The sequence below is a fragment of the Marinobacterium arenosum genome (assembly GCF_019795155.1).
GTDB lineage: Bacteria > Pseudomonadota > Gammaproteobacteria > Pseudomonadales > Balneatricaceae > Marinobacterium_C > Marinobacterium_C arenosum.
Genome location: NZ_JAILYN010000019.1, coordinates 58,021 through 78,836, shown reverse-complemented (window position 1 = coordinate 78,836; position 20,816 = coordinate 58,021). Strand labels below are relative to the sequence as shown.

Below are 20,816 nucleotides of genomic sequence, written 5' to 3'. Positions count from 1 at the left end.
GACTACCTCAACCTGCCGGCTTTTCTTCAGCCTGTGGCAGTTTTACCGGGCGAGCCGGCACCACAGTGGAGATAGCGTGTTTGTAGACCATCTGGCTGACGGTGTTCTTCAGCAGGATCACGAACTGATCGAACGATTCGATCTGGCCCTGCAGTTTGATTCCGTTAACCAGAAAAATAGACACCGGGATACGTTCCTTACGCAGAACGTTCAGATAAGGGTCTTGTAAAGACTGCCCTTTTGACATTGCAAACTCCTTCCTGAAAAAGCTGTATTCGTTATTATTTTGCCCTGCAGCATCGACAACAACAGGCATTGGCGCGTTTTTGGCACGACAACCAAACGCCCGTTACAGTGCAGGGCAATATGGCATTATATAATGACTGGCTCTATTAATTTCAAGGCATTGTCTTGCAAATTTGAATCCTGGCTGTCAAGCCAGTGCAGATCGGGCCAGCTGCGCAGCCAGGTAACCTGCCGTTTGGCCAGCTGCCGGGTGGCGATTATGGCCTTGTCGACCATGGTGTCATGGTCCCACTCACCGGCGAAATACTGCCACACCTGGCGATAGCCGACGCAGCGGATCGACGGCATCTGCAGGTTCAGGTCACCCCGTTCCCACAGCGTACGCACCTCGTCGATGAAGCCCTGCGCCAACATCAGCTGGAAACGTTCGGCGATGCGACGGTGCAGTTCTGCACGTTCGGGCGGCATCACCGCCAGCGACACCACCGGGAACGGCAGTTTCTGCTGCTGCTGCTCGGCCCAGAGCTCGGTCAGCGTGCGGCCGGTCAGCCGATGCACCTCCAGCGCCCGCTGCAGCCGCTGCGAGTCGTTCGGTTTCAAGCGTGCCGCGGATTGCGGGTCGATTCGGCGCAACCGCTCATGCATCGCCGGCCAGCCGAGCCGTTGCGCCTCGGCCAGCAGCTCGGCACGCACCTGCTCATCGGCCGACGGCAGATTGGCCAGACCGTTCTGCAGCGCCTGGAAATAGAGCATGGTGCCGCCCGCCAGCAGCGGGATTCGCCCGGCGGCATGGATCTGATCGATCTCGCGCAACGCGTCGCGGCGGAAATCCGCCGCCGAATAGCTCTCGCTCGGGTCGAGCAGGTCGATCAGCCGGTGCGGGTAGCGTGCCAGGGTGTCGGCATCCGGCTTGGCGGTACCGATATCCATGCCGCGATAGACCATCGCCGAATCGACGCTGACGATCTCGCAACCGAGCCGGTCGTACAGATCCATCGCCAGCTGGGTTTTGCCCGAGGCGGTCGGCCCCATCAGAAAAATTACCGGTAACTGCGCCAACGCTTACTGCCCCCGCATAAACAACTTATCCAGCTCGGCCAGGCTGAGCTGGGTCCAGGTCGGCCGGCCATGGTTGCACTGGCCGCTGCGCTCGGTGCGCTCCATATCGCGCAGCAGCGCATTCATCTCCGGCAGCGTCAGCTGACGGTTGGCCCGCACCGCGCCGTGGCAGGCCATGGTCGCCAGCAGCTCATTGATGCTCTGCTCGATGCGGCTGCTGCTGCCGAACATCAGCATATCGCTGAGCACATCGCGGACCAGCTGCTCGACATCCGCCTTGGCCAGCGCCACCGGCAGCTGGCGTACCAGCAGAGTCTCCTCGCCAAGCCGGTCGAGCTTGAAACCGAGCCGTTCGAACACCGCCGCCTGCTCCTCGAAGCAGTCCGCCTCGCGGGCACTGACCGCCAGCGATACCGGCACCAGCAACGGCTGGCTGCGGATCACCTCGGTGTCGAACGCGGATTTCATCCGCTCGTAGACGATCCGCTCATGGGCGGCATGCATATCGACCAGCACCAGCCCGGCGCTGTTCTGCGCCAAGATATAGATGCCGTGCAACTGGGCCACGGCATAGCCGAGCGGCGGGCATTCCTCGTCGTCCGCCGCCGGCGACATAGCCGGCTGCATCGCGGGAGATATAACCGGGGCGGACGGCCGCTGCGGCGACGAGCGCATCAAATCCGGCACCGACCCGGCGGGCGACTGATCGACCGGCTCGCCATGCAGCGCGCCGTAGCGGCTGATCTGCTCGGCCACGCCGCTGGCATTGATCGGCTCGCGCTGGGCAAGCGCCATGCGCGCCTGCTCGAACCGCTGCGGCGTGCTCTCCAGCCGTCCGGCCGGCGCCTGCAGCGCCGCACCCTCCCGCTCCGGCGTCGCCACCGACGCCTCGGGCCGCACATCGGCAATCACCCGGTGCAGGGTGCGGAAGATGAAATCATGCACCAGCCGGCTCTCGCGGAAGCGCACCTCGTGCTTGGTCGGATGCACGTTGACGTCGACCAGCGCCGGATCCAGCTCCAGATAGAGCACGTAGGCCGGCTGACGGCCATGATAGAGCACATCCTGATAGGCCTGGCGCACCGCGTGGTTGACCACCTTGTCGCGGATCACCCGGCCGTTGACGAAGAAATACTGCAGGTCGGCCTGACTGCGCGAGAAGGTCGGCAGCCCCATCCAGCCGCTCAGCCGCAGGCCGGAGGCTTCCGCCGCCACATCGACCCGCAACGCCTGGTCGATGAACGCCGAGCCGCAGACCCCGGCGATACGCCGCTCCATCTCCAGATCGGACTGGCCGGCGCGCAGCTGGTGGATCACCCGGCCGTTATGGCGTAGCGTGAAACCGACATCGAAACGGCTCAATGCCAGCCGCTTGACCACCTCTTCCAGGTGCTTGAACTCGGTCTTTTCGGTTTTCAGGAACTTGCGCCGCGCCGGGGTGTTGAAGAACAGGTCGCGCACCTCGACGGTGGTGCCCTGCGCCTGGGCCGCAGGCGCCACGGTGGCGGACATGTCGCGCCCCTCGGTCTGCACCTGCCAGCCAGAGTTGTCGCCGGCCCGCCGCGAGCTGAGCGTCAGCCGCGACACCGAACTGATCGACGCCAGCGCCTCACCACGAAAGCCCAGACTGGCTACCGCCTCGAGGTCTTCCAGCTCGCGTATTTTGGAGGTGGCGTGCCGACTCAATGCCAGCGGCAGATCCTCCTTGTCGATCCCCTGGCCGTCGTCACGCAGTCGGATCAGCTTGACGCCGCCCTGTTCGATATCCAGCTCGATCTTGCCGGCACCGGCATCGAGACTGTTCTCCAGCAACTCCTTGGCCACCGACGCGGGCCGCTCGACCACCTCGCCGGCGGCAATCTGGTTCGCCAGCCGTGGCGACAGCAGATGAATACGTTTCATGGCCTGGCCCTGTTATTAACTAGCGGGAATGGTCAGCACCTGACCGACCCGGATCCGATCATGGCTCAGCCGATTGGCTTTCTTCAGCATACTGAGGCTGACGCCGTGGCGGCTGGCGATCAGCGACAGCGTATCGCCCCGTACCACCCTGTACTGGCGCGTCAGGCCGGCCTGACCCTGGCCGCCGCGCTGCTGCCAGGCGATCAGGCTGTTGGCCGGCGGCCTGCTATGAAAGTGCGCCTTGATACCCCGAAAGATAGCATCGGCCATCTGGCGCTGATAGCCGCTGCTGCGCAGCTTGCGGGCCTCCGCGGGGTTGGAGATGAAACCGGTTTCAACCAGCACCGACGGGATATCGGGTGATTTCAGCACCACGAAGCCGGCCTGCTCGACATGGCTCTTATGCATCCGGGCGAAGCCGGCGATATTGCTGTGAATATTCTTCGCCAGCTCACGACTGTCGGCCCGGCTGGCGGTCATCGACATATCCAGCAGCACGCTGGCCAGCACCTTGTCCTTGTCCTCCAGGCTGACGCTGCCGACGCCGCCCATCAGGTCGGCACTGTTCTCCTTGCGCGCCAGCCAGCGACCCATCTCGCTGCTGGCGCCGCGCGGCGACAGCACCCAGACCGAGGCGCCGCGGGCAGCCGGGTTCTTGAAAGCATCGGCGTGGATCGACACGAACATGTCGGCGTTGTTCTTGCGCGCCAGCTGGGTGCGACCGCGCAGGCTGATGTAGTAATCCCCCTGGCGGGTCAGCTCGCCCTTGAAGCCGGGTTCGGCGTCGAGCAGCGCATCGAGCCGCTTGGCGATCGCCAGCACCACGTCCTTCTCGCGGGTGCGGCCGGGCCCGATCGCGCCGGGGTCGTCACCACCGTGGCCGGCGTCGATGGAGATCACGATATCGCGCTTCTGGTCCAGGCTACTGCTACTGGCGAGCGGTACACTGACCGGCTGCTGTTCCGGCCGAAACAGGTCAACCACCAGGCGGTGGCCATACTGATCGTTGGGTTTGAGGTCGAAGCTGCGCGGCCGGATCTTCTCGTTCAGGTCCAGCACGATGCGCAGGTTCTTGCCTTTCTGGGCGCTGCGGATCTTGTCGATCGGGCTCTTGGCCAGGCCAAGCTTGCCGAGATCGGTGGCCAACGAACTGCGCTCGATATCCAGCACCAGCCGGTCGGGCCCGCTGAGGGTGAAGATCTTGTGCTCGACCGGGCCGCTGAGGTCGAATACCAGCCGGGCATGGTCCGGCGCCAGCCACATCCGCACATTGCGGACGCTGGCTGCCTGCACGCTGGTTACGCCCAGCAGCAGTAGCAGCATCCCCAGAATTCCAAAGCGTCTCAGGCGCCCGCGGCTCCACCCCGTCATACCATCCTTTCCGTCAACTCCACCAATCGCTTGCCGATCCGTTCGCCCCGTGCGGTTTGCGGCTGCCACTGCAGACGGCGGCCGCGGTCCTGCAGCGCGATCTCGAGCACCAGATCCGGCTGCGGCAATACGCCTTCCCCCCGCGCCGGCCATTCGATCAGGCAGAGCGCATCGGCATCGAAATAGTCGCGAATCCCCAGGTATTCCAGTTCTTCCGGGTCAGCCAGCCGGTACAGGTCGAAATGATAAACAGAACCCCGTGCCGTGTCATAGGGCTCCACCAGCGTATAGGTCGGGCTCTTAACCTTGCCTTGATGACCGAACGCCTGCAGCACGCCGCGTGCCAGGGTGGTCTTGCCCATCCCCAGGTCACCGAGCAGGAACACCACCGCGCCGCCGACACAGCTCTCGCCCAGCGCCCGGCCCATCGCCACCATCGCCGCCTCATCGGCGACATAGCTCACATACTGGGTCATAGTTCCTTTCCATTCAGCAACCGCGGCAGCCACGCCAGCAGATCAGTCGCCAGCAGGCCGCGCTCGCCCTGCAGTTCAACGCAAAGGTCCGCCGCCCGGGCATGCAGGTAAACACCAAGGCGCGCGGCGTCCAGCGCAGCCAGCCGCTGGGCCAACAAGGCGCCGACGATACCGGACAGCAGGTCCCCCATACCGCCGCAGGCCATGCCCGGGTTGCCGGCCACGCACAGGTATGTCTGCTGACCGTCAGACGCCAGCGAGCCGGCGCCTTTCAGGATCACCGTACCGCCGTAACGCTGCTGCAGCGCCTTGACCGCGGCAAAGCGGTCCTGTTGCACCTCGGCAGCAGTCACTCCCAGCAGCCGCGCCGCCTCACCGGGGTGCGGCGTCAAAATCCAGTTGTCTCGCTTGAGCCCCTGCAGCGCCTTGGTGGTGGTCAGCATATTCAGCGCATCGGCATCGAGCAGCACCGGCTTGCCGCAGGCCAGCGCCTGCTGCAACAGCTGATCCGACCAGGCGCTCTGACCCAGCCCCGGGCCGACCACCAGCAGCTCCGCCTGCCCCAGCAACGGCTCCAGCTCCTGGCCGGAATTGACCGCATGGCTCATCACCTCCGGGCAGCGGCTCAACGCCGCGCCCAGGTGCTCCGGCCGGGTCGCCAGCGACACCAGCCCGGCGCCGCAACGGGCCGCCGCCTGGCTGGCGATGATCGCCGCGCCGCCCATGCCCCGGTCGCCGCCAACTACCAGCAGCCGGCCATGATGCCCCTTATGGGCGCTGCGCGGTCGTGCCGGCAGCAGACTGGCCAGCTCAGCTTCCCGGGTACGGAACAGATCGACCGGCACCTGCTGATACACCTGATCACTGACCCGCAGGTCGTCGAACAACAATTCGCCAACATGATCGACCGCCTGGTGGGTCAGCAAGCCCCGCTTCAGGCCGATAAAACTGATCGTCAGCTTCGCCACGACCGCCGCGCCCAACACCCGACCGCTGTCGGCACAGAGCCCGGACGGGATATCCACCGCCAATACCGGCTGCGGCTGGCTATTAAGCTGCTCGATCGCCTGCCGGTAGAGGCCGCGCACCTCGCCACTGAGGCCGGTGCCCAGCATCGCATCGACGATCAGCTCACCGCTCAGCGCCATGCCCGGCTGATAGGGGTCGAGCCGCAGCCCTTCGTCACAGGCGAGCCGGTAGGCGTCCAGTGCCTCGCCCTGCAAGCGGCCGGTGTAGTCATCGACATTGTCTGCCAGGCAGAGCAGCTGCACGGCCAGCCCCTGGCGCCGCGCCAGCACGGCGACCACCAGGCCGTCGCCGCCGTTATTGCCGCTGCCGCACAACACGCTCAACCGGCGTGTTTTCGGCCAACGTACCTGCAACGCCTTGAACGCCGCCTGGGCGGCACGCTGCATCAATTTAAAACCGGGGATGCCCTGCTGTTCGATGGCAAGGCGATCCAGCGTACGACTCTGCTCGGCGGTGTATAATGCGCTCGGCAGGGGGTGTCTGATTACGGACATATGACTGCTAACTCGCTAATTTGGCTCCATTATAGAGGAACCTGCGACCCGCTTCGCAAGCCCGAACGCAATGCCCGACCTGACCGAACAACAACTGCAACAGCTGGCCGACCAGATCAAGGCCTGGGCAGCCGAACTGGGTTTCCAGCAGTGCGGCATCACCCAACCCGACACCCGCGCCGAGACGGACCACCTGCAGCAGTGGCTGGACGCCGGCTACCAGGGCGAGATGGACTACCTGAACAACCATCTCGACAAGCGGCTGGACCCGACCCTGCTGGTGCCCGGCACCGAGCGGATCATCTGCGTGCGGATGGACTACCTGCCGCCGGACAGCGCACCGCTCGACAACCTGCGTGACGGCGACCAGGCCTACGTGGCCCGTTACACCCTCGGCCGCGACTACCACAAGCTGATGCGCAAGCGACTGACCCAGCTCGGCAAACAGATCGAGCAGCAGGTCGAAAACCTCGGCTACCGTGCCTTCGTCGACAGCGCGCCGATCCTGGAGCGGCCGCTGGCCCGCCAGGCCGGCATCGGCTGGATCGGCAAGCACAGTCTGGTGTTGAACCGCGACGCCGGCTCGCTGTTCTTCCTCGGCGAGCTGTTCGTCGACCTGCCATTGCCGGTCGATCCGCCCTATGACGAGGAGCATTGCGGCCGCTGCACCGCCTGCATGGATGTCTGTCCGACCAACGCCTTCCCGCAGCCCTATGTGCTGGACGGCCGGCGCTGCATCTCCTACCTGACCATCGAGCTGAAGGGCTCGATCCCGGAGGAATTGAGGCCGCTGATGGGCAACCGGATCTTCGGCTGCGACGACTGCCAGCTGATCTGCCCCTGGAACCGCTTCGCCCATATCACCGCCGAGCCGGATTTCCACCCGCGCCAGCGGCTCGACCGACGTCGCCTGGTCGAGCTGTTCGACTGGGATGAGGCGACCTTCCTGAAAAATACCGAGGGGTCGGCGATCCGCCGCACCGGCCATATCGGCTGGCTGCGCAACATCGCCGTGGCGTTGGGCAACAGCCGCGGCGGCGCCGAGGTGGAGCAGGCGCTGCGGGCCCGGCTGGAGCACCCGTCGGCGATCGTCCGCGAGCACGTGCAGTGGGCGCTGGCACAGCTCGACCGGGCCGCCGAGCCGGTCAAACTGCTGACCCACAGGCGCGGCGCCAAGCTTAAGTTCTGAATTTGAAACAGTTCCGAATTAAAAACAGTTCTGAACTAAAACTTGAAACAATGCTGGCGGTAGTAGCGCAGCTCATTGATCGAGTCGCGGATATCGTCCAGCGCCAGGTGCGAGCCCTGCTTCTTCAAGCCGTCCAGCAGTGCCGGCTGCCAGCGCCGCACCAGCTCTTTGAGGGTGCTGACGTCGAGGTTGCGGTAGTGGAAGTAGGCTTCCAGCTCCGGCATATACTTGACCAGGAAGCGGCGGTCCTGGTGCACGCTGTTGCCGCAGATCGGCGAGGCGCCCTTGTCGACATGCCGGGCGATAAACTCCAGCGTCTGCAGTTCCGCCTCGCGCTCGCTGATCCGGCTGTCGCGCACCCGCTGGGTCAGCCCGGAGCGGCCGTGCTGGTCGACGCACCAGGGATTCATATTTTCCAGCACCTGATCGCTCTGATGGATCGCCAGCGTCGGCCCCTCGGCCAGTACATTCAGCTGGGCATCGGTAACGATGGTGGCGATCTCGATGATCAGGTCGCTGTCCGGCTCCAGTCCGGTCATCTCCAGATCGATCCAGATCAGGTTGTCCTTGCGTGACGACATAGCCCATCCCCATATTAAAGCGACACAATGAAATTCCGATGTAATAGAATACCTTAGCCGACCGGCAGATGACTAACGCCGGCCCCTAACGCTGCATGAACGAGGAACCCCGCCTGATGGCCAAACGCAAACTGACCCGCCGCCAGCACTGGCGCATCAATAAGATCCAGCAGGAGCGGGCCGAGCGCGTCGCCAAGCGGGACGCGGCGGTCGATGCGGAGCTGGAAGGCGGCGAACTGGGGCCGGAGCAGTCGGGCCTGGTGATCTCCCACTTCGGCCGCCAGGTGGATGTGGAAGCGCTCGACGGCGAAGCACGCGGTACCATCGTGCGCTGCCACATGCGCGCCAACCTCGGCCAACTGGTCACCGGCGACCAGATTGTCTGGCGGGCAGGCACCGAGGGCGGCGTGATCGTCGCCAACCGGCCGCGCCGTTCGGTGCTGAGCCGGCCCAACCCGCAGGGCGAACTGAAACCGGTGGCGGCCAATATCGACTTTATCGTGATCACCGTCGCGGTCGAACCGACACCGTTCAGCAACCTGATCGACCGCTACCTGGTGGCCGCCGAACTGAGCGGCATCGAACCGGTACTGCTGATCAACAAGATCGATCTGCTGAACGACGACAACCGCCCGGCGATCGAGGCACTGCTGCAGCAGTACCAGGCGATCGGCTACCAGATACTGCACGCCTCGGCCTCGGCCCAGGCCGGCCTGGCGGAACTGGAGGCCGAGCTTAACGACCGGGTCAGCGTGTTCGTCGGCCAGTCCGGGGTCGGCAAGTCCTCGCTGATCAACGCGCTGTTGCCGGGCGTCGACCTGAAAGTCGGCGAACTCTCGGAGCAGACCCGCAAAGGCCGGCACACCACCACCACCGCGCGGCTGTTCCATTTCCCGACGGGCGGCGACCTGATCGATTCGCCGGGAATCCGTGAATTCGCCCTCTGGCATATCGAGCCGGACCAGTTGATGGAGGGCTTTCGCGAGTTCCGCCCCCATATCGGCCACTGCCGCTTTCGCGACTGCAAGCACCAGCAGGAACCGGGCTGCGCGCTGAAAGCAGCCTACCAGAACGGCGACATCAGCGAAGCGCGCTGGCAGAGTTACTGGCATATACTTGCCTCACTGGAAGACCAGAGCATCAAGGTCAGGTAAAGTTGGGCCCTGCGACCCGAATGCCCGGAGAGACACGAACTCAAGATGAGTGAAGTACAAGAGCCCCCCTACGGCGTCGAGAGCTGGTTGGCGTATCTCAGCGACAAACCGCTGTCGGTGCGCAACAGCGTACAGGTCCGGCTGCGCAAGTTGCTGCGCAGCGACAGTGCCACCCTGGCCGATTTCAGCCAGCTGATCAGCTGCGACCCGGTGCTGGCGCTGGCGGTGGTGCGCGAAGCGGCCAACCGCCACCAGGCCAAGGGCTCACAGGTCACCGGTCTCGGTCATGCGGTGCAGAGCCTCGGCATCGTCAACCTGCAGCAGGCCGTCGAGCAATTGCCGGCCATGAAGCTCAATCCGGCCAGCGTGGCGCAGAAAATGTACTTCCGCGCCATCGCCAACAGCCATCACGCCGCCACCCAGGCGCAGCAACTGGCGCGCCGCAAGCACAGCATGTTCAGCGAAGAGACCTACCTGGCGGCGCTGTTCTACGGTGTTGGCCACTGGTCGCTGTGGCTGCACGCCCCGCTGCATATGAGCAAGATCCAGGGCAAGATCCGCGACCAGGGGATCGACAACGTGCTGGCGGAAACCGATGTACTGGGCTGCACCGTGCAGCAGATCTCCAAGGCCTTGATCGAACACTGGCAGGTGTCGCCGCTGGCCGGCGAGAGCCTGGACCACGACACTTCGCCAGACCGCTCGATGTTGCGACTGCTGCATCTGCGGGCGATGAACGACCCTCGACTCGACGACGAGGATATCCGCGACACCAACCACCTGGTCCAACAAAAGTTCTTCCCGGTCAAGCTGGCCAACTGGCTGGCGCTGACCGCACCATTGGGCTGGGCACACAGCAAGACCCTGCGGATCGTCGATATCGTCAACGATTACCTGAAGGACGAGCTGGACCAGACCGCCGCCCTGCTGCACCAGCAGTGCGCCCAGTCCGCCCGCCAGTACCACGTACCCGGCACCCTGACGCCGGCTGCCGAGATGCTGCTGCTACCGTCCGACTGCCGCGGCCAGTACCTGCTGTCGGCCAAAGAGACGCAACTGCATTCCCAGAGCTGCCCTGAACCGGTCAAGCCCAACTGGGTACTGGAAGCGGAGAAAGCCAAGGCGGCAGCCGCGGCGCTCAAGGCGGGCAAGCGGGAAGCCCAAGCGGACAAGCCGGCCGGCGCAGAGCTGTCCGACGCCAATATTTACGGCCAGACCGCCCAGCGCTTCCTGAAAGGCTACGACCTGTACACCGAGCCCCGCCATATCCTGCAGGGGCTGCTGCAGGGGCTGCACAAGGGACTGGGCGTCGACCGGGTCTTGTTTCACCGGGTCAAGGGCGACAAGCAACAGCTCAACATCGCCTCGGCGATCGGCCTCAGCGAAGACAGTCCGGCCAAGGCATTTGCCCACGACCTGGAGGTTCCCAGCCTGTTCAAACGGCTGATCAAAAAGCCCAGCTGCATCTGGCTCAATTCCGACAACCGCGACAAGCTGATCCGCATGCTGCCGGACGACTATCACCCGCTGGTGCCGAACGATGGCGTACTGCTGATGTCGCTGTTCCTCAACAACCGGCCGATCGGCATCGTCCATATCGACAGCCCCAGCAACGGCGCCCCACTGCAGCAGTTCCACCAGGAGCGGTTCCGCTATCTCTGCTCGGCGGCAAGCCTGGCGTTACGGCGGATGACCAAAGGCTGAAAGAGATCGCCAACTTGTTTGTCGGCCCGTCGACAAGGGGTTATGATGGCAGGTCCACCGATTTGCGATAAGGAGCGCTGAATGCCGCTGCCGCTGGTTGTTGAGGCCGATCAACTGGCCCGTCACCTGGACCACCCCGACCTGCTGATTCTGGATCTGAGCAGTGCCGAGCACTACCGCCAGGACCATATCCCGGGGGCGATCCACGTCGACAGCGCACGCCTGCTCTGCGGCCAACCACCGGTTGCCAACAAGCTGCCCAGCGCCGCCCAACTGAGCACCCTGTTCAGCGAACTGGGCCTGCGCGCCGACAGCCAGGTGGTGGTCTATGACGACCAACGCGGACCGTTGGCCGGCCGGATGATCTGGACGCTGCACTGCGTCGGCCACCGCCGCTGTAGCTTCCTGAACGGCCAGCTGGGGGCCTGGTGTAACGCCGGTCTGCCGCTGGAACAACAGCCGAACAGCGCCAGCGCCACCCCTTTCGAAGCCCGCATCGATCATGACCTGGTTGCCGATATGGACTATATCCTGGCGCGTCTCGGCAGTACCGACCTGGCGATCTGGGATGCCCGCTCGGCGGAGGAATTTCGCGGCGAAAAAGTGGTCAATGCAATGAAGGGCGGCCATATCCCGGGCGCCGCCCATTTCGAGTGGACCGACACCCTGTTGAGCCCCGGCGACGACCGGCTGAGGCCCGCCGAAACGCTGCGCGCCGAACTGGCGGCCCGCGGCATCAGCGCCGACAAGGAGGTGATCACCCACTGCCAGACCCACCGCCGCAGTGGCCTGACCTACCTGGTCGCCTGCCACCTCGGCTTCCCGCGCCTGCGCTGCTACGACGGCTCCTGGTTCGAATGGGGCAACCAGCCCGAGACACCGGTTGAGCGATAACCTGACGACGGATACCCGAACTTGAAAGACACCCTGTTTATCACGCTGCAGCACCTGTTGCCGCAGCACCTGCTGTCCCGCCTGGTCGGCCGGCTGGCGGCCAGCGAATGCCGCTGGATCAAAAGCCCGTTCATCAAGCTGTTCGCCCGCAAGTACCGGGTCAACATGCAGGAGGCGTTGGAGGAAAACCTCGACGCCTATACCAGCTTCAACGCCTTCTTCACCCGTGCACTGAAACCGGGCGTGCGGCCGCTAGACGGCGCCGACGAAGCGATCGTCAGCCCGGCCGACGGCGCCTTCAGCCAGTTGGGGCGGATCGATCACGGTCGCATCTTCCAGGCCAAGGGACGCGGCTACGGCCTGACCAGCCTGCTGGGCGGCGATCCGGCGCGGGCCGAACCCTTTAAAAACGGCCACTTCGCCACCATCTATCTATCACCCAGTGATTACCATCGGGTCCATATGCCGTTGGCCGGCACCCTGCGCGAAACGGTCTATGTGCCGGGCGATCTGTACTCGGTGAACCAGACCACCGCCGAGAACGTCGATCAGCTGTTCGCCCGCAACGAGCGGCTGGTAGCGATCTTCGATACCGAACTGGGGCCGATGGCGATGGTACTGGTCGGCGCGATGATCGTCGCCGGCATCGAAACCGTCTGGGACGGCCAGATCGCCCCGCCGCCGCGCAGCCCGCAGCACAAGCAGTTCGCGGGTGAGCAGGCCGCGGTACAACTGGCCAAGGGCGACGAAATGGGACGCTTTAAATTGGGCTCGACAGTGATTTTGCTGTTCGGCCCGGATGCTATCGCATGGAAGGATCAGCTACAGGCTGGCACCACCATTCAGCTGGGGCAGCGGATTGCAGAAGGGTCACAGCCCCCAGCCTGACAGGAGATCGGTAAGATGAGTGACTGGTTGAACACACTGACGCAGTTCGGCGCCATGATCGACGAACCCCACCGGCTGCAGGTGAAAGCGAGCAAGACACAGACCCGGGTGGTGCCGCTGCTGCACCTGCGGGCGCTCAGCGTGCTGGGACCGGAGGCCACCAAGTTCCTGCAGGGCCAGCTGAGCTGCGATATGGAGGAGGTCAGCCGGCGCGGCAGCGGGCTAGGTGCACACTGTAATATCAAGGGCCATATGCTGGCACTGTACCGGCTGATGGCGGTCAAGGACGGCTACTGGCTGCGGCTGCACCATGAACTGCTGGCCGACGGCCTGGCCAATCTGAACAAGTACATCGTCTTCTCGAAGGCGGACGCCGCCGACCTTGGCGATCAACTGGTCGGCCTCGGCCTGATCGGCCCGGGCGCCGCGACGCTGGTCGAGCGGGTGATGGACCGGGCGCCCAGCGAAGACGACGGTGCCCTGCGTAGCGGCAACAAGGTTGCGGTGCGGGTTCCGGGCGACCGGTTCGAGCTCTGGCTGCCGGTCAATGAGGCGGTCGAGCTGCTACCCAACCTGCTGGAAGGCGCCGAACTGGGCAGCACCGAGCAGTGGCTGCTGAGCGAGATCCGCGCCGGCATCGCCGACCTGCGGGCCGCTACCAAGGAAGCCTTCATCCCGCAGATGACCAACCTGCAGGCGCTGGGCGGCGTCTCCTTCAGCAAGGGCTGCTATACCGGCCAGGAGATCGTCACCCGTCTGCAGCACCGTGGCAAACTGAACAAACCGATGTACCGCGCCCGGGTGGCCAGCGACAGCGTGCCGGCCGCCGGCACCGCGCTGCACAGCGCCGAACGGGAGAATGTCGGCCAGGTGGTGCTCGCGGCGCCGACCGAAGAGGCCGGCCAGGTGGAGCTGCTGGCGGTGATCAACAAGGCCCAGGCCGACAGCGAAACCATTCTGCTGGCCAGCCAGAGCGGCCCGGCACTGGAATTGCTGGAACTGCCCTACCTGCTCGACCCGAGCCTGTTCGAGCGCAAGAGCTAAGCGATGCGCCTGCTGCCGCAGCACAGCGACGCCCGCTATGCTCAACTGTTCATGCGCCAACCGGCGCTGCACCCGCAGCTGGGCCTGGAGCGCAGTTACGGCTTCCTGCTGGCGGCCGCTTCGGCGCCGTCGCTGGTGATGCCGGACGAGTGGCTGCAGGCGGTCTGGCGGGAGCCACCGGCCGGAGGCCTGGACAGCGAACTGCGCGAAGCGCTGGTCGGGCTCTACAACCACTGGCTGCAGCAGCGTCGCCAGCCCGCGCTGCAGCTGCCGGGCTGGACGGACAATCCCGAGGCCATGGCCGCCTTCTGCCGCGGTTACCTGGCCGGCCAGGACTGGCTGCACAACCTCTGGCAGGACGCCCTGCAACGGTTCGGTGACAGCGGCGACGAACGCACCCTGAGCGGTACCCTGCTGCTCTGCCTGCGGCTCAGCGGCGACACCGACGAGGCACTGAGCGACCGCTTATCCGAAGCGGACGCCCGCCGTTTACTTCCGGGCCGCCTGCAAGCCACCGCCCAACTGGCCGAACGGCTGCTGGACCTGCACCAGCAACAGCTGATGCAGCAAGCCAGCAACCCGCTACGCCATACCGGCCGCAACGATCCCTGCCCCTGCGGCAGCGGCAAAAAATTCAAGAAATGCTGCGGCCGTTGAGCGCCCGCCGGCCCTACCAGATTCACACCCGCTGAGACCGCGTTTCAGCGCACCGACGCCTGCATATATTGAAAAACAGGAAAACGCCGGCGTATGGGCCGGCGGTTAGCTATGCAGCGACTTTATAGGTTCTTCGCGGATTAAGGGGAAACGCCGACCTCAGTCGTAAACTTGCCGCTGGCCCCTGGTCAGCCTCACTATCTATGCCGACTCTAGGTCGACTCTGAGCGTTCCAAGCATGACTCCCGTAGCAGCTGACTTGGCATGCCCTTTGGGTACCGACCGCGACTGGGGCGGCGTAGTCCGCAAGTGTCGCTCGCGGAGCGGGCTGCTACGAAACTCGCCCCTGTAGCAGCGGGCTGCGTGTAGCTTAAGCTTGGCGCTTAAGGCTTCCTCAACAGGTTTGAAGCATTTCTCATACAGCCGCGAAGAGCCATGTTATAACCGGGCGCTCAATTCCCGCTCGCGATGGCCTGCTCGAGGTCGGCGCTATCCGGCACCGCCGGCAGCTGCCAGTCGATCGGTGTGCGGCCATGCTGCTGCAGGTAGGCGTTGGCCTGGCTGAAATGACGGCAACCAAAGAAACCGCGGTGGGCCGACAGCGGCGACGGATGGGGTGCCTTCAATACCAAGTGGCGCTGGCGATCGATATGGGCGCCCTTCTTCTGGGCGTAACTGCCCCAGAGCATGAACACCACGTGCTCACACTGTTCGTTGACGGTGGCGATCACCTTGTCGGTGAACTGTTCCCAACCCTTGCCCTGATGCGAATTAGCGCTGCTATGCTCGACGGTCAGCACCGCGTTGAGCAGCAGCACCCCCTGACAGGCCCAGCTCTCCAGGTAGCCATGGCCGACCGGCTCGATACCCAGATCGCTCTGCAGCTCCTTGTAGATGTTGACCAGCGACGGCGGAATCCGCACCCCCGGCCGCACCGAGAAACAGAGCCCGTGTGCCTGGTTGGGCTGGTGGTAGGGGTCCTGGCCGAGAATCACCACCTTGACCTGGTCCAGCGGAGTGGCTTCCAGCGCATGGAACCACTGCGACGAATGGGGGTAGATCACCTTGCGGTTATCTTTCTCGTTACGCAGGAACTGCTTCAGCTGCTGCATATAGGGGGCGTCCAGCTCCGCGGCCAGACTCGGCTGCCAGCTCGGCGCCGCATCCAGTGCCATCACTCCAACTCCTCGATTTGATTGTTGCGCGCTCTATCGGCCCCGTTTGCTCTGCCAGACCTCACGGGTCAGCACACAGCGGTGCCAGCAGGAATAGTACCGCACTTTACCGGGCGCATGGGCAATCACACCGGACAACAGAATCACCAGGATATATACCCAACGTTCGGTACCGCCGTACCAGCTGCCGGACAAGGCCAGTAGCGCCACTTTCAGCAGCACCGCCTGGCCGCGTAGCTGCAGCAACCAGATACCGTCCTGATAGAGCTCCTTGAGCAGCATCAGCAGGCCACTGGCCAACGCCAGCCAGAGAAACGGCCACCACTGCGCCAGCGGCAGCTGGTACAGGTAGCCGCCCGCCAGGCCGCTGATGCCGACCAGGTGCAGGCTGCGCAGGCCGACACTGATCGCCCGGCTGGCCGGCAGTTCGCGCTTGTGTTCGGGAAAGAGCCAGTTCATCGCCCCTCGCAGGACAGAGATCGGTTGAGATAGCTGGGATAAAGGGGGCCAGTGTAAACGACTAGGGTAGCGACGGCAGCCATCGCCGCGCGGTATCAGCCGGATTCAGCCTTGGCCAACGTGGTCAGCACCATGCCGGCCACCACCACCCGGTCGCGGCCGCCATTCTTGGCGTCGTAGAGCGCCTGGTCGGCAAGCTCGACCAGTTCGGCCGGATCGCCGGCCTCATCTGGCTGCAGGGTCGCTGCGCCCAAGCTGATGGTCAGCCGGTTACCAAGCGGCGAGTGGCCATGCACCATGCCGCTGTCGGCAACCGCCTGGCGCAGTTTCTGCGCCAGCACCCGGGCGCCGGCTTCCGGCGTCTCCGGCAACACGCAGACGAACTCCTCACCACCGTAGCGCGCCGCCAAGTCGGCCGGCCGGCTCAACGTCTTGTCGATCAGCGCCGCCACCTGGCGTAGACACTGATCGCCGGCCGGGTGGCCGTAATGGTCATTAAACGCCTTGAAATAATCGATATCGATCATCAGCAGCGACACCGGCCGGCCGGTACGGGCCGCACGGTGCCACTCGCGCGCCAGGTAATCCTCGAAGCCGCGCCGGTTGGCGATATCACACAGCGAGTCGGTAATCGCCAGTTTGGCCAGCAGGTCGCGGTGACGCTTCAGCTCAAGGTGATTGCGGGCCCGGATGCGGGCAATATCGATGCTGACCGGTTTGGTCCAATAGTCCACCGCCCCCATCTCCAGGCCTCGTCGCTCATCCGCCTCGCCATCGCGACCGGTCAGGAAGATCACCGGTACCTGACGCAGCGCCTGGTCCTGCTGCAGCAGGCCGAACAGCTGGTAACCGTCCATGCCCGGCATCATCACGTCCAGGATGATCAGGTCCGGCGCCTCCTGCTGTACCAACTGCAGCGCCTCATCCCCGCTGCGGGCGAACAGCACCCGGTAGTCATTCAGGAACGCCTTGACCAGCACTTTCAGGTGGCGGGTCTCATCATCCACCAGCAGAATGGTTTGCCGCTTACTCATCGCACCTTACTCATCATGCGCCTGTTCCAGTCGGGCCAGCCACGCCTGCAACGCCAACCGGGCTTCATCGAACGCCAAGTCATCCAGCTGCGGCGCCAGCCGGGACAGCGCTTCCGGCAGCGGCCGGTCGGTATAGCGGCTGCAAAGCCGCTGATAACTGGCATGCGCATCCAGATCATTATTCGACAACAGCCGAATCAGCTGGCGCAGCTCGGTTTCGATCCGCGGCCCCGGCTCCTGCGCAGGCGCCGCGGTCGGGCATTGCTGTTCATCAAGCGGGGGCTGCTGCGCACGCAGGCTGGCCAGGGAGGTCGACACCCGCTCCAGTTCGGCCTCGACCTCGGCCAGTCGCCGCTCGCTCAGCGCGCCATTCCGCTGCTCCAGTGCCCGTTCCAGTTCACGCGCACCGGCTGCCAGCTCATTGGCGGCAATCGACGCGGCGGTGCCAACCAGGCTGTGGGCGGCGTGTTCCGCTTCGACCAGATCGTCACTGGCCATGGCGGCGCGCAGCCGCTGGTTATTCTGCTGCGCCCATGGCGGAAATTCCAGCAGCATCTTGCGGTAGAAGGCCCGGTCACCGCCCATCCGGGCCAGCCCCTCCGCCAGATCAAAGCCCGCCAACTGCGCCGGCAGCACCACCGACTCGTTTTCCAGCGTATCCGACAATGGCTCCGCTATAACACTCCGCTTGACAACCTCGTGGCGCGGCCGGGTCCAGTGCAGCAGCGTTTGCCATAGCTGTGCCAGGTCGATCGGCTTGCTCAGGTGATCGTTCATGCCGCTGTCCAGACATTCCTGGCGCTGGGAGGCCATGGCATGAGCGGTCATCGCGATAATCGGCAGCTGTTCTGCACTGTAGCGCCGTCGAATCTGGCGCGACGCCTGATGGCCGTCCATCTCCGGCATCTGCAGGTCCATCAGCACCAGGTCGAAATAGCCATCACCGGCCTGTTCGATCCGTTCCACCGCCTGACGACCATGATCAGCCAGTTCCACCTCGACCCCCTGGCTGCGCAACAGCCGGGCGGCGATCTCCTGGTTCAGCGGCTGGTCATCCACCAGCAGCACCCGCAGGCCATACAGGGCGGCCCGCTGGGCCGGGTCCAACAAGGGCATAGCCATCTCCTGGCCGGGTTCGACGCCACAGAGCTCCAACAGCGTATCGAACAGCTGCGAGGCGCGGATCGGCTTATTGAGCACCGCCGCCACTCCCTCGGCCGCCACGCTGCGTACGTTATGGCTGGTCATCACCAGAATCCGCAGTTCGCCACCGGCGGCCGGCCCGGCTTGCAGCTGAGCCAGGGTCTGCTGGAAGTCGGGCTCGCCGATCCCTTCATCGAGCAGCACCAGGTCATAGCCGGGCCGTTCACCGTCTGCGCCGGCCCGCAACTCAGCAAGCAACTGCCGGCCGCTGGCGACCGCATGGTTATCCAATCCCAACGAGCTCAACTGCTCGCAGCAGGAAGCCCGGGTCAGCGGCTGGGAATCCGCCACCAGGATCCGACAGCGGCGCAGCGCTTCCGGCACCCGGAAGTCCGGCTGGCAGTCGTTCGGCTGACAGTCGAACGGCACCCGGAAACTGAAGCTACTGCCCTGGCCCAGCTGGCTCTGCACCGAGATCTGGCCGCCCATCAGGCCAACCAGGGTCTTGCAGATCGCCAGCCCCAGCCCGGTGCCGCCGAAACGGCGGGTGATCGAGCTATCAGCCTGCTGGAACTGCTGGAACAGCCGCGACAGCTGTTCCTCGTCCATGCCGATGCCGCTGTCGATCACATCGAAGGCCAGCTCCACCCGGTCACGCCGGCGCTCACACAGTGAAATCACGATCCGCACATAACCCTGCTCGGTGAACTTGACCGCGTTGCCGGCCAGGTTGACCAGTACCTGGCCCAGCCGCAACGGATCGCCGATCAACGCCCGCGGGATCTGCGGCGGCAGGTTGACCACCACCTCCAGCCCCTTGTCATGGGCGCTGCCGACCAGGATATCGGTGACCGTATCCATCACCTCGGTGAGGCTGAACGGCACCTGCTCCAGCTCCAACTTGCCGGCCTCGATCTTCGAGAAGTCGAGAATATCGTCGATCACCCGCAACAGGTGACGGGCCGAGTTGTGGATCTTCTGCAGATAGCTGCGCTGCACCGCGTCCAGCTCGGTCTGTTCGGCCAGGTTGCCGAAGCCGATAATGGCGTTCAACGGAGTACGGATCTCATGACTCATATTGGCCAGGAACTCGCTCTTGGCCCGGTTGGCCTGCTCCGCCTCCTGGCGAGCCTGGTCAAGCGCCTGCTCCGCCTTGTCGCGGGCATCGACGAACACCGCGAAGGAGTGCCCCATGGTGGCGATTTCGTCGCGGCCGCTGGTCGGGATACGAACCGTATCACCGGCCACATGGGCCATCATCGACTGGTTCAGGGCATTGAGTCGGCGCACGATACGGCGACCGATATAGAACACCCCCAGCAGGGTGAATACCAGCATCACCGCGGCAATCAGCGCCACCGCCGTCATGGTGGTCTTGGCGATCTCCTCATGACGCAGAGTCGCCTGCTGCGCAGAATTTTTCAGGTCCAGGTAGTAGTTGTAGGTACTGCCGGTCAGCTTTTGCGCCAGCACCCGGGTCTGACGGGCGGTGGACAAAGTCGCCCGCTGGCTCTGCAGGCTCGGCTCGCGTTCGTTGAACACCCGCGTCACCAGCGTCTCCAACGCCACCCGCCGGGCGTCCAGGGCCGGGTTCTGCCGCGCAGCCTGGCGCAGCTCGCGCAAATTGGTTTCCGCCGCCTGACGCAGCCGGTACAGCTGCCCGGGCCGTTCGCTGCTCAATGCCGTCGCCGCATACCCCAACGCCGCCAGGGCATGGCCGGCAACGGCCCGCACTGGATCACCCGCCGCTGCGGCCAGCTGTTCCCAGCTCTGCGACTGCTGGTACAGCAGATCGGGCACCTTCAGGCGCCGCTCCTTCAGCTGGCGCTCTTCGTAGATCCGCCGGCGCAGCTGTGCGACGCTGTCAAAATACTCCCCCTGCCAACGCTCGGCACCGGCCAGCCGCACATCACGACCGGCCTCGCCCTGCTGCAGACGGGCCAGCACGCTGTCGTAGATCCGCATCAGGTCGGCATCGACCTGACTTTCATCGGCCAGGCTGCGATCCACCCCCAGCATGCTCTCGAACACCTCGGCGGCGATCACCTCGGCATCCCGGGTCAGCTCGGCGGCGGTCATCGCGCGATCGAAATGGGTGCCCGACAGCTCCTTGAAGCCCTGGTACTGCTCGAACAGTGCATAGAGCACCGCCGCCATCGACAGCAGGCTCAGACTGAACACGCCGACGAAGGCCAGGATCAACCGAAAACCGACGCTGCGGCTGTCCGACAGCTGCGGCAACCCGGTCAAGGCTCTGCCGCTCTGGGGTGAAGGCGAAGATTTCGGCTGGCTCATAATAACTGCTGAACTCCCGTAG

The 20,816-nt window shown here is 64.6% G+C and carries 18 protein-coding genes; 7 read left to right on the top strand and 11 right to left on the bottom strand.

Going from position 1 to position 20,816, the window contains the following annotated elements; translation table 11 throughout:
- Positions 1-7 precede the first annotated feature (7 nt).
- The 6 genes from hfq to K6T12_RS10635 form a co-directional block, all read right to left on the bottom strand.
- A complete protein-coding gene (gene hfq / locus K6T12_RS10660; protein ID WP_222222284.1) occupies positions 8-247 on the bottom strand; it encodes an RNA chaperone Hfq in 240 nt (79 codons plus the stop codon).
- 125 nt (positions 248-372) lie between these two features.
- Positions 373-1,278, bottom strand: coding sequence for a tRNA (adenosine(37)-N6)-dimethylallyltransferase MiaA (gene miaA, locus K6T12_RS10655; RefSeq protein ID WP_222222266.1), 906 nt, complete (start codon positions 1,276-1,278; stop codon positions 373-375).
- 30 nt (positions 1,279-1,308) lie between these two features.
- The gene (gene mutL, locus K6T12_RS10650; protein WP_222222264.1) at positions 1,309-3,207 is read right to left on the bottom strand and encodes a DNA mismatch repair endonuclease MutL; all 1,899 of its coding nucleotides are present in this window, start codon (positions 3,205-3,207) and stop codon (positions 1,309-1,311) included.
- 15 nt (positions 3,208-3,222) lie between these two features.
- Positions 3,223-4,530 (bottom strand): N-acetylmuramoyl-L-alanine amidase, encoded by a 1,308-nt coding sequence (locus K6T12_RS10645; protein WP_255611661.1) that lies wholly within the window; start codon positions 4,528-4,530, stop codon positions 3,223-3,225.
- 44 nt (positions 4,531-4,574) lie between these two features.
- Positions 4,575-5,054: a tRNA (adenosine(37)-N6)-threonylcarbamoyltransferase complex ATPase subunit type 1 TsaE gene (tsaE, locus tag K6T12_RS10640; RefSeq protein WP_222222260.1), complete on the bottom strand. Its 480-nt coding sequence runs from the start codon at positions 5,052-5,054 to the stop codon at positions 4,575-4,577.
- Positions 5,051-6,577: an NAD(P)H-hydrate dehydratase gene (locus tag K6T12_RS10635; protein ID WP_222222258.1), complete on the bottom strand. Its 1,527-nt coding sequence runs from the start codon at positions 6,575-6,577 to the stop codon at positions 5,051-5,053. The genes tsaE and K6T12_RS10635 overlap by 4 nt, the downstream gene beginning before the upstream one ends.
- 70 nt (positions 6,578-6,647) lie before the next feature.
- On the opposite strand from K6T12_RS10635, the gene queG reads away from it, so the two are divergent.
- Positions 6,648-7,766 (top strand): tRNA epoxyqueuosine(34) reductase QueG, encoded by a 1,119-nt coding sequence (queG, locus tag K6T12_RS10630; RefSeq protein WP_222222256.1) that lies wholly within the window; start codon positions 6,648-6,650, stop codon positions 7,764-7,766.
- A 35-nt stretch (positions 7,767-7,801) separates the two neighbouring features.
- Here the strand turns inward: queG and orn are convergent, their stop codons facing one another.
- Entirely contained in the window at positions 7,802-8,347 is a 546-nt protein-coding gene (gene orn / locus K6T12_RS10625) for an oligoribonuclease (RefSeq protein ID WP_222222254.1), read from the bottom strand.
- A gap of 116 nt (positions 8,348-8,463) precedes the next feature.
- Between orn and rsgA the strand changes: the two genes are divergently transcribed.
- The 6 genes from rsgA (at position 8,464) to K6T12_RS10595 (ending at position 14,688) form a co-directional block, all read left to right on the top strand.
- A complete protein-coding gene (rsgA, locus tag K6T12_RS10620) occupies positions 8,464-9,501 on the top strand; it encodes a small ribosomal subunit biogenesis GTPase RsgA (RefSeq protein WP_222222252.1) in 1,038 nt (345 codons plus the stop codon).
- Positions 9,502-9,546: 45 nt separating this feature from the next.
- Positions 9,547-11,205 carry an HDOD domain-containing protein gene (locus tag K6T12_RS10615; protein ID WP_222222250.1) on the top strand — a complete coding sequence of 553 codons (1,659 nt, stop codon included), beginning with the start codon at positions 9,547-9,549 and terminating at the stop codon, positions 11,203-11,205.
- An 81-nt stretch (positions 11,206-11,286) separates the two neighbouring features.
- Positions 11,287-12,099 carry a sulfurtransferase gene (locus K6T12_RS10610; RefSeq protein WP_222222248.1) on the top strand — a complete coding sequence of 271 codons (813 nt, stop codon included), beginning with the start codon at positions 11,287-11,289 and terminating at the stop codon, positions 12,097-12,099.
- A gap of 21 nt (positions 12,100-12,120) precedes the next feature.
- Positions 12,121-12,987 (top strand): archaetidylserine decarboxylase, encoded by an 867-nt coding sequence (asd, locus tag K6T12_RS10605; protein ID WP_222222246.1) that lies wholly within the window; start codon positions 12,121-12,123, stop codon positions 12,985-12,987.
- 15 nt (positions 12,988-13,002) lie between these two features.
- Complete coding sequence (ygfZ, locus tag K6T12_RS10600; RefSeq protein WP_222222244.1) at positions 13,003-14,031, top strand: CAF17-like 4Fe-4S cluster assembly/insertion protein YgfZ; 1,029 nt, start codon at positions 13,003-13,005, stop codon at positions 14,029-14,031.
- Between the two features lie 3 nt (positions 14,032-14,034).
- Positions 14,035-14,688, top strand: coding sequence for an SEC-C metal-binding domain-containing protein (locus K6T12_RS10595; protein ID WP_222222242.1), 654 nt, complete (start codon positions 14,035-14,037; stop codon positions 14,686-14,688).
- Positions 14,689-15,140: 452 nt separating this feature from the next.
- On the opposite strand, the gene ung is transcribed toward K6T12_RS10595, so the two are convergent.
- From ung to K6T12_RS10575, 4 genes are all read right to left on the bottom strand, one after another.
- Entirely contained in the window at positions 15,141-15,863 is a 723-nt protein-coding gene (ung, locus tag K6T12_RS10590; RefSeq protein WP_222222240.1) for a uracil-DNA glycosylase, read from the bottom strand.
- A 33-nt stretch (positions 15,864-15,896) separates the two neighbouring features.
- Positions 15,897-16,322, bottom strand: coding sequence for a hypothetical protein (locus K6T12_RS10585; RefSeq protein ID WP_222222238.1), 426 nt, complete (start codon positions 16,320-16,322; stop codon positions 15,897-15,899).
- 95 nt (positions 16,323-16,417) lie between these two features.
- Positions 16,418-17,356 (bottom strand): diguanylate cyclase domain-containing protein, encoded by a 939-nt coding sequence (locus tag K6T12_RS10580; RefSeq protein ID WP_222222236.1) that lies wholly within the window; start codon positions 17,354-17,356, stop codon positions 16,418-16,420.
- A gap of 6 nt (positions 17,357-17,362) precedes the next feature.
- Positions 17,363-20,794 (bottom strand): hybrid sensor histidine kinase/response regulator, encoded by a 3,432-nt coding sequence (locus tag K6T12_RS10575; protein WP_222222234.1) that lies wholly within the window; start codon positions 20,792-20,794, stop codon positions 17,363-17,365.
- Positions 20,795-20,816 lie beyond the last annotated feature (22 nt).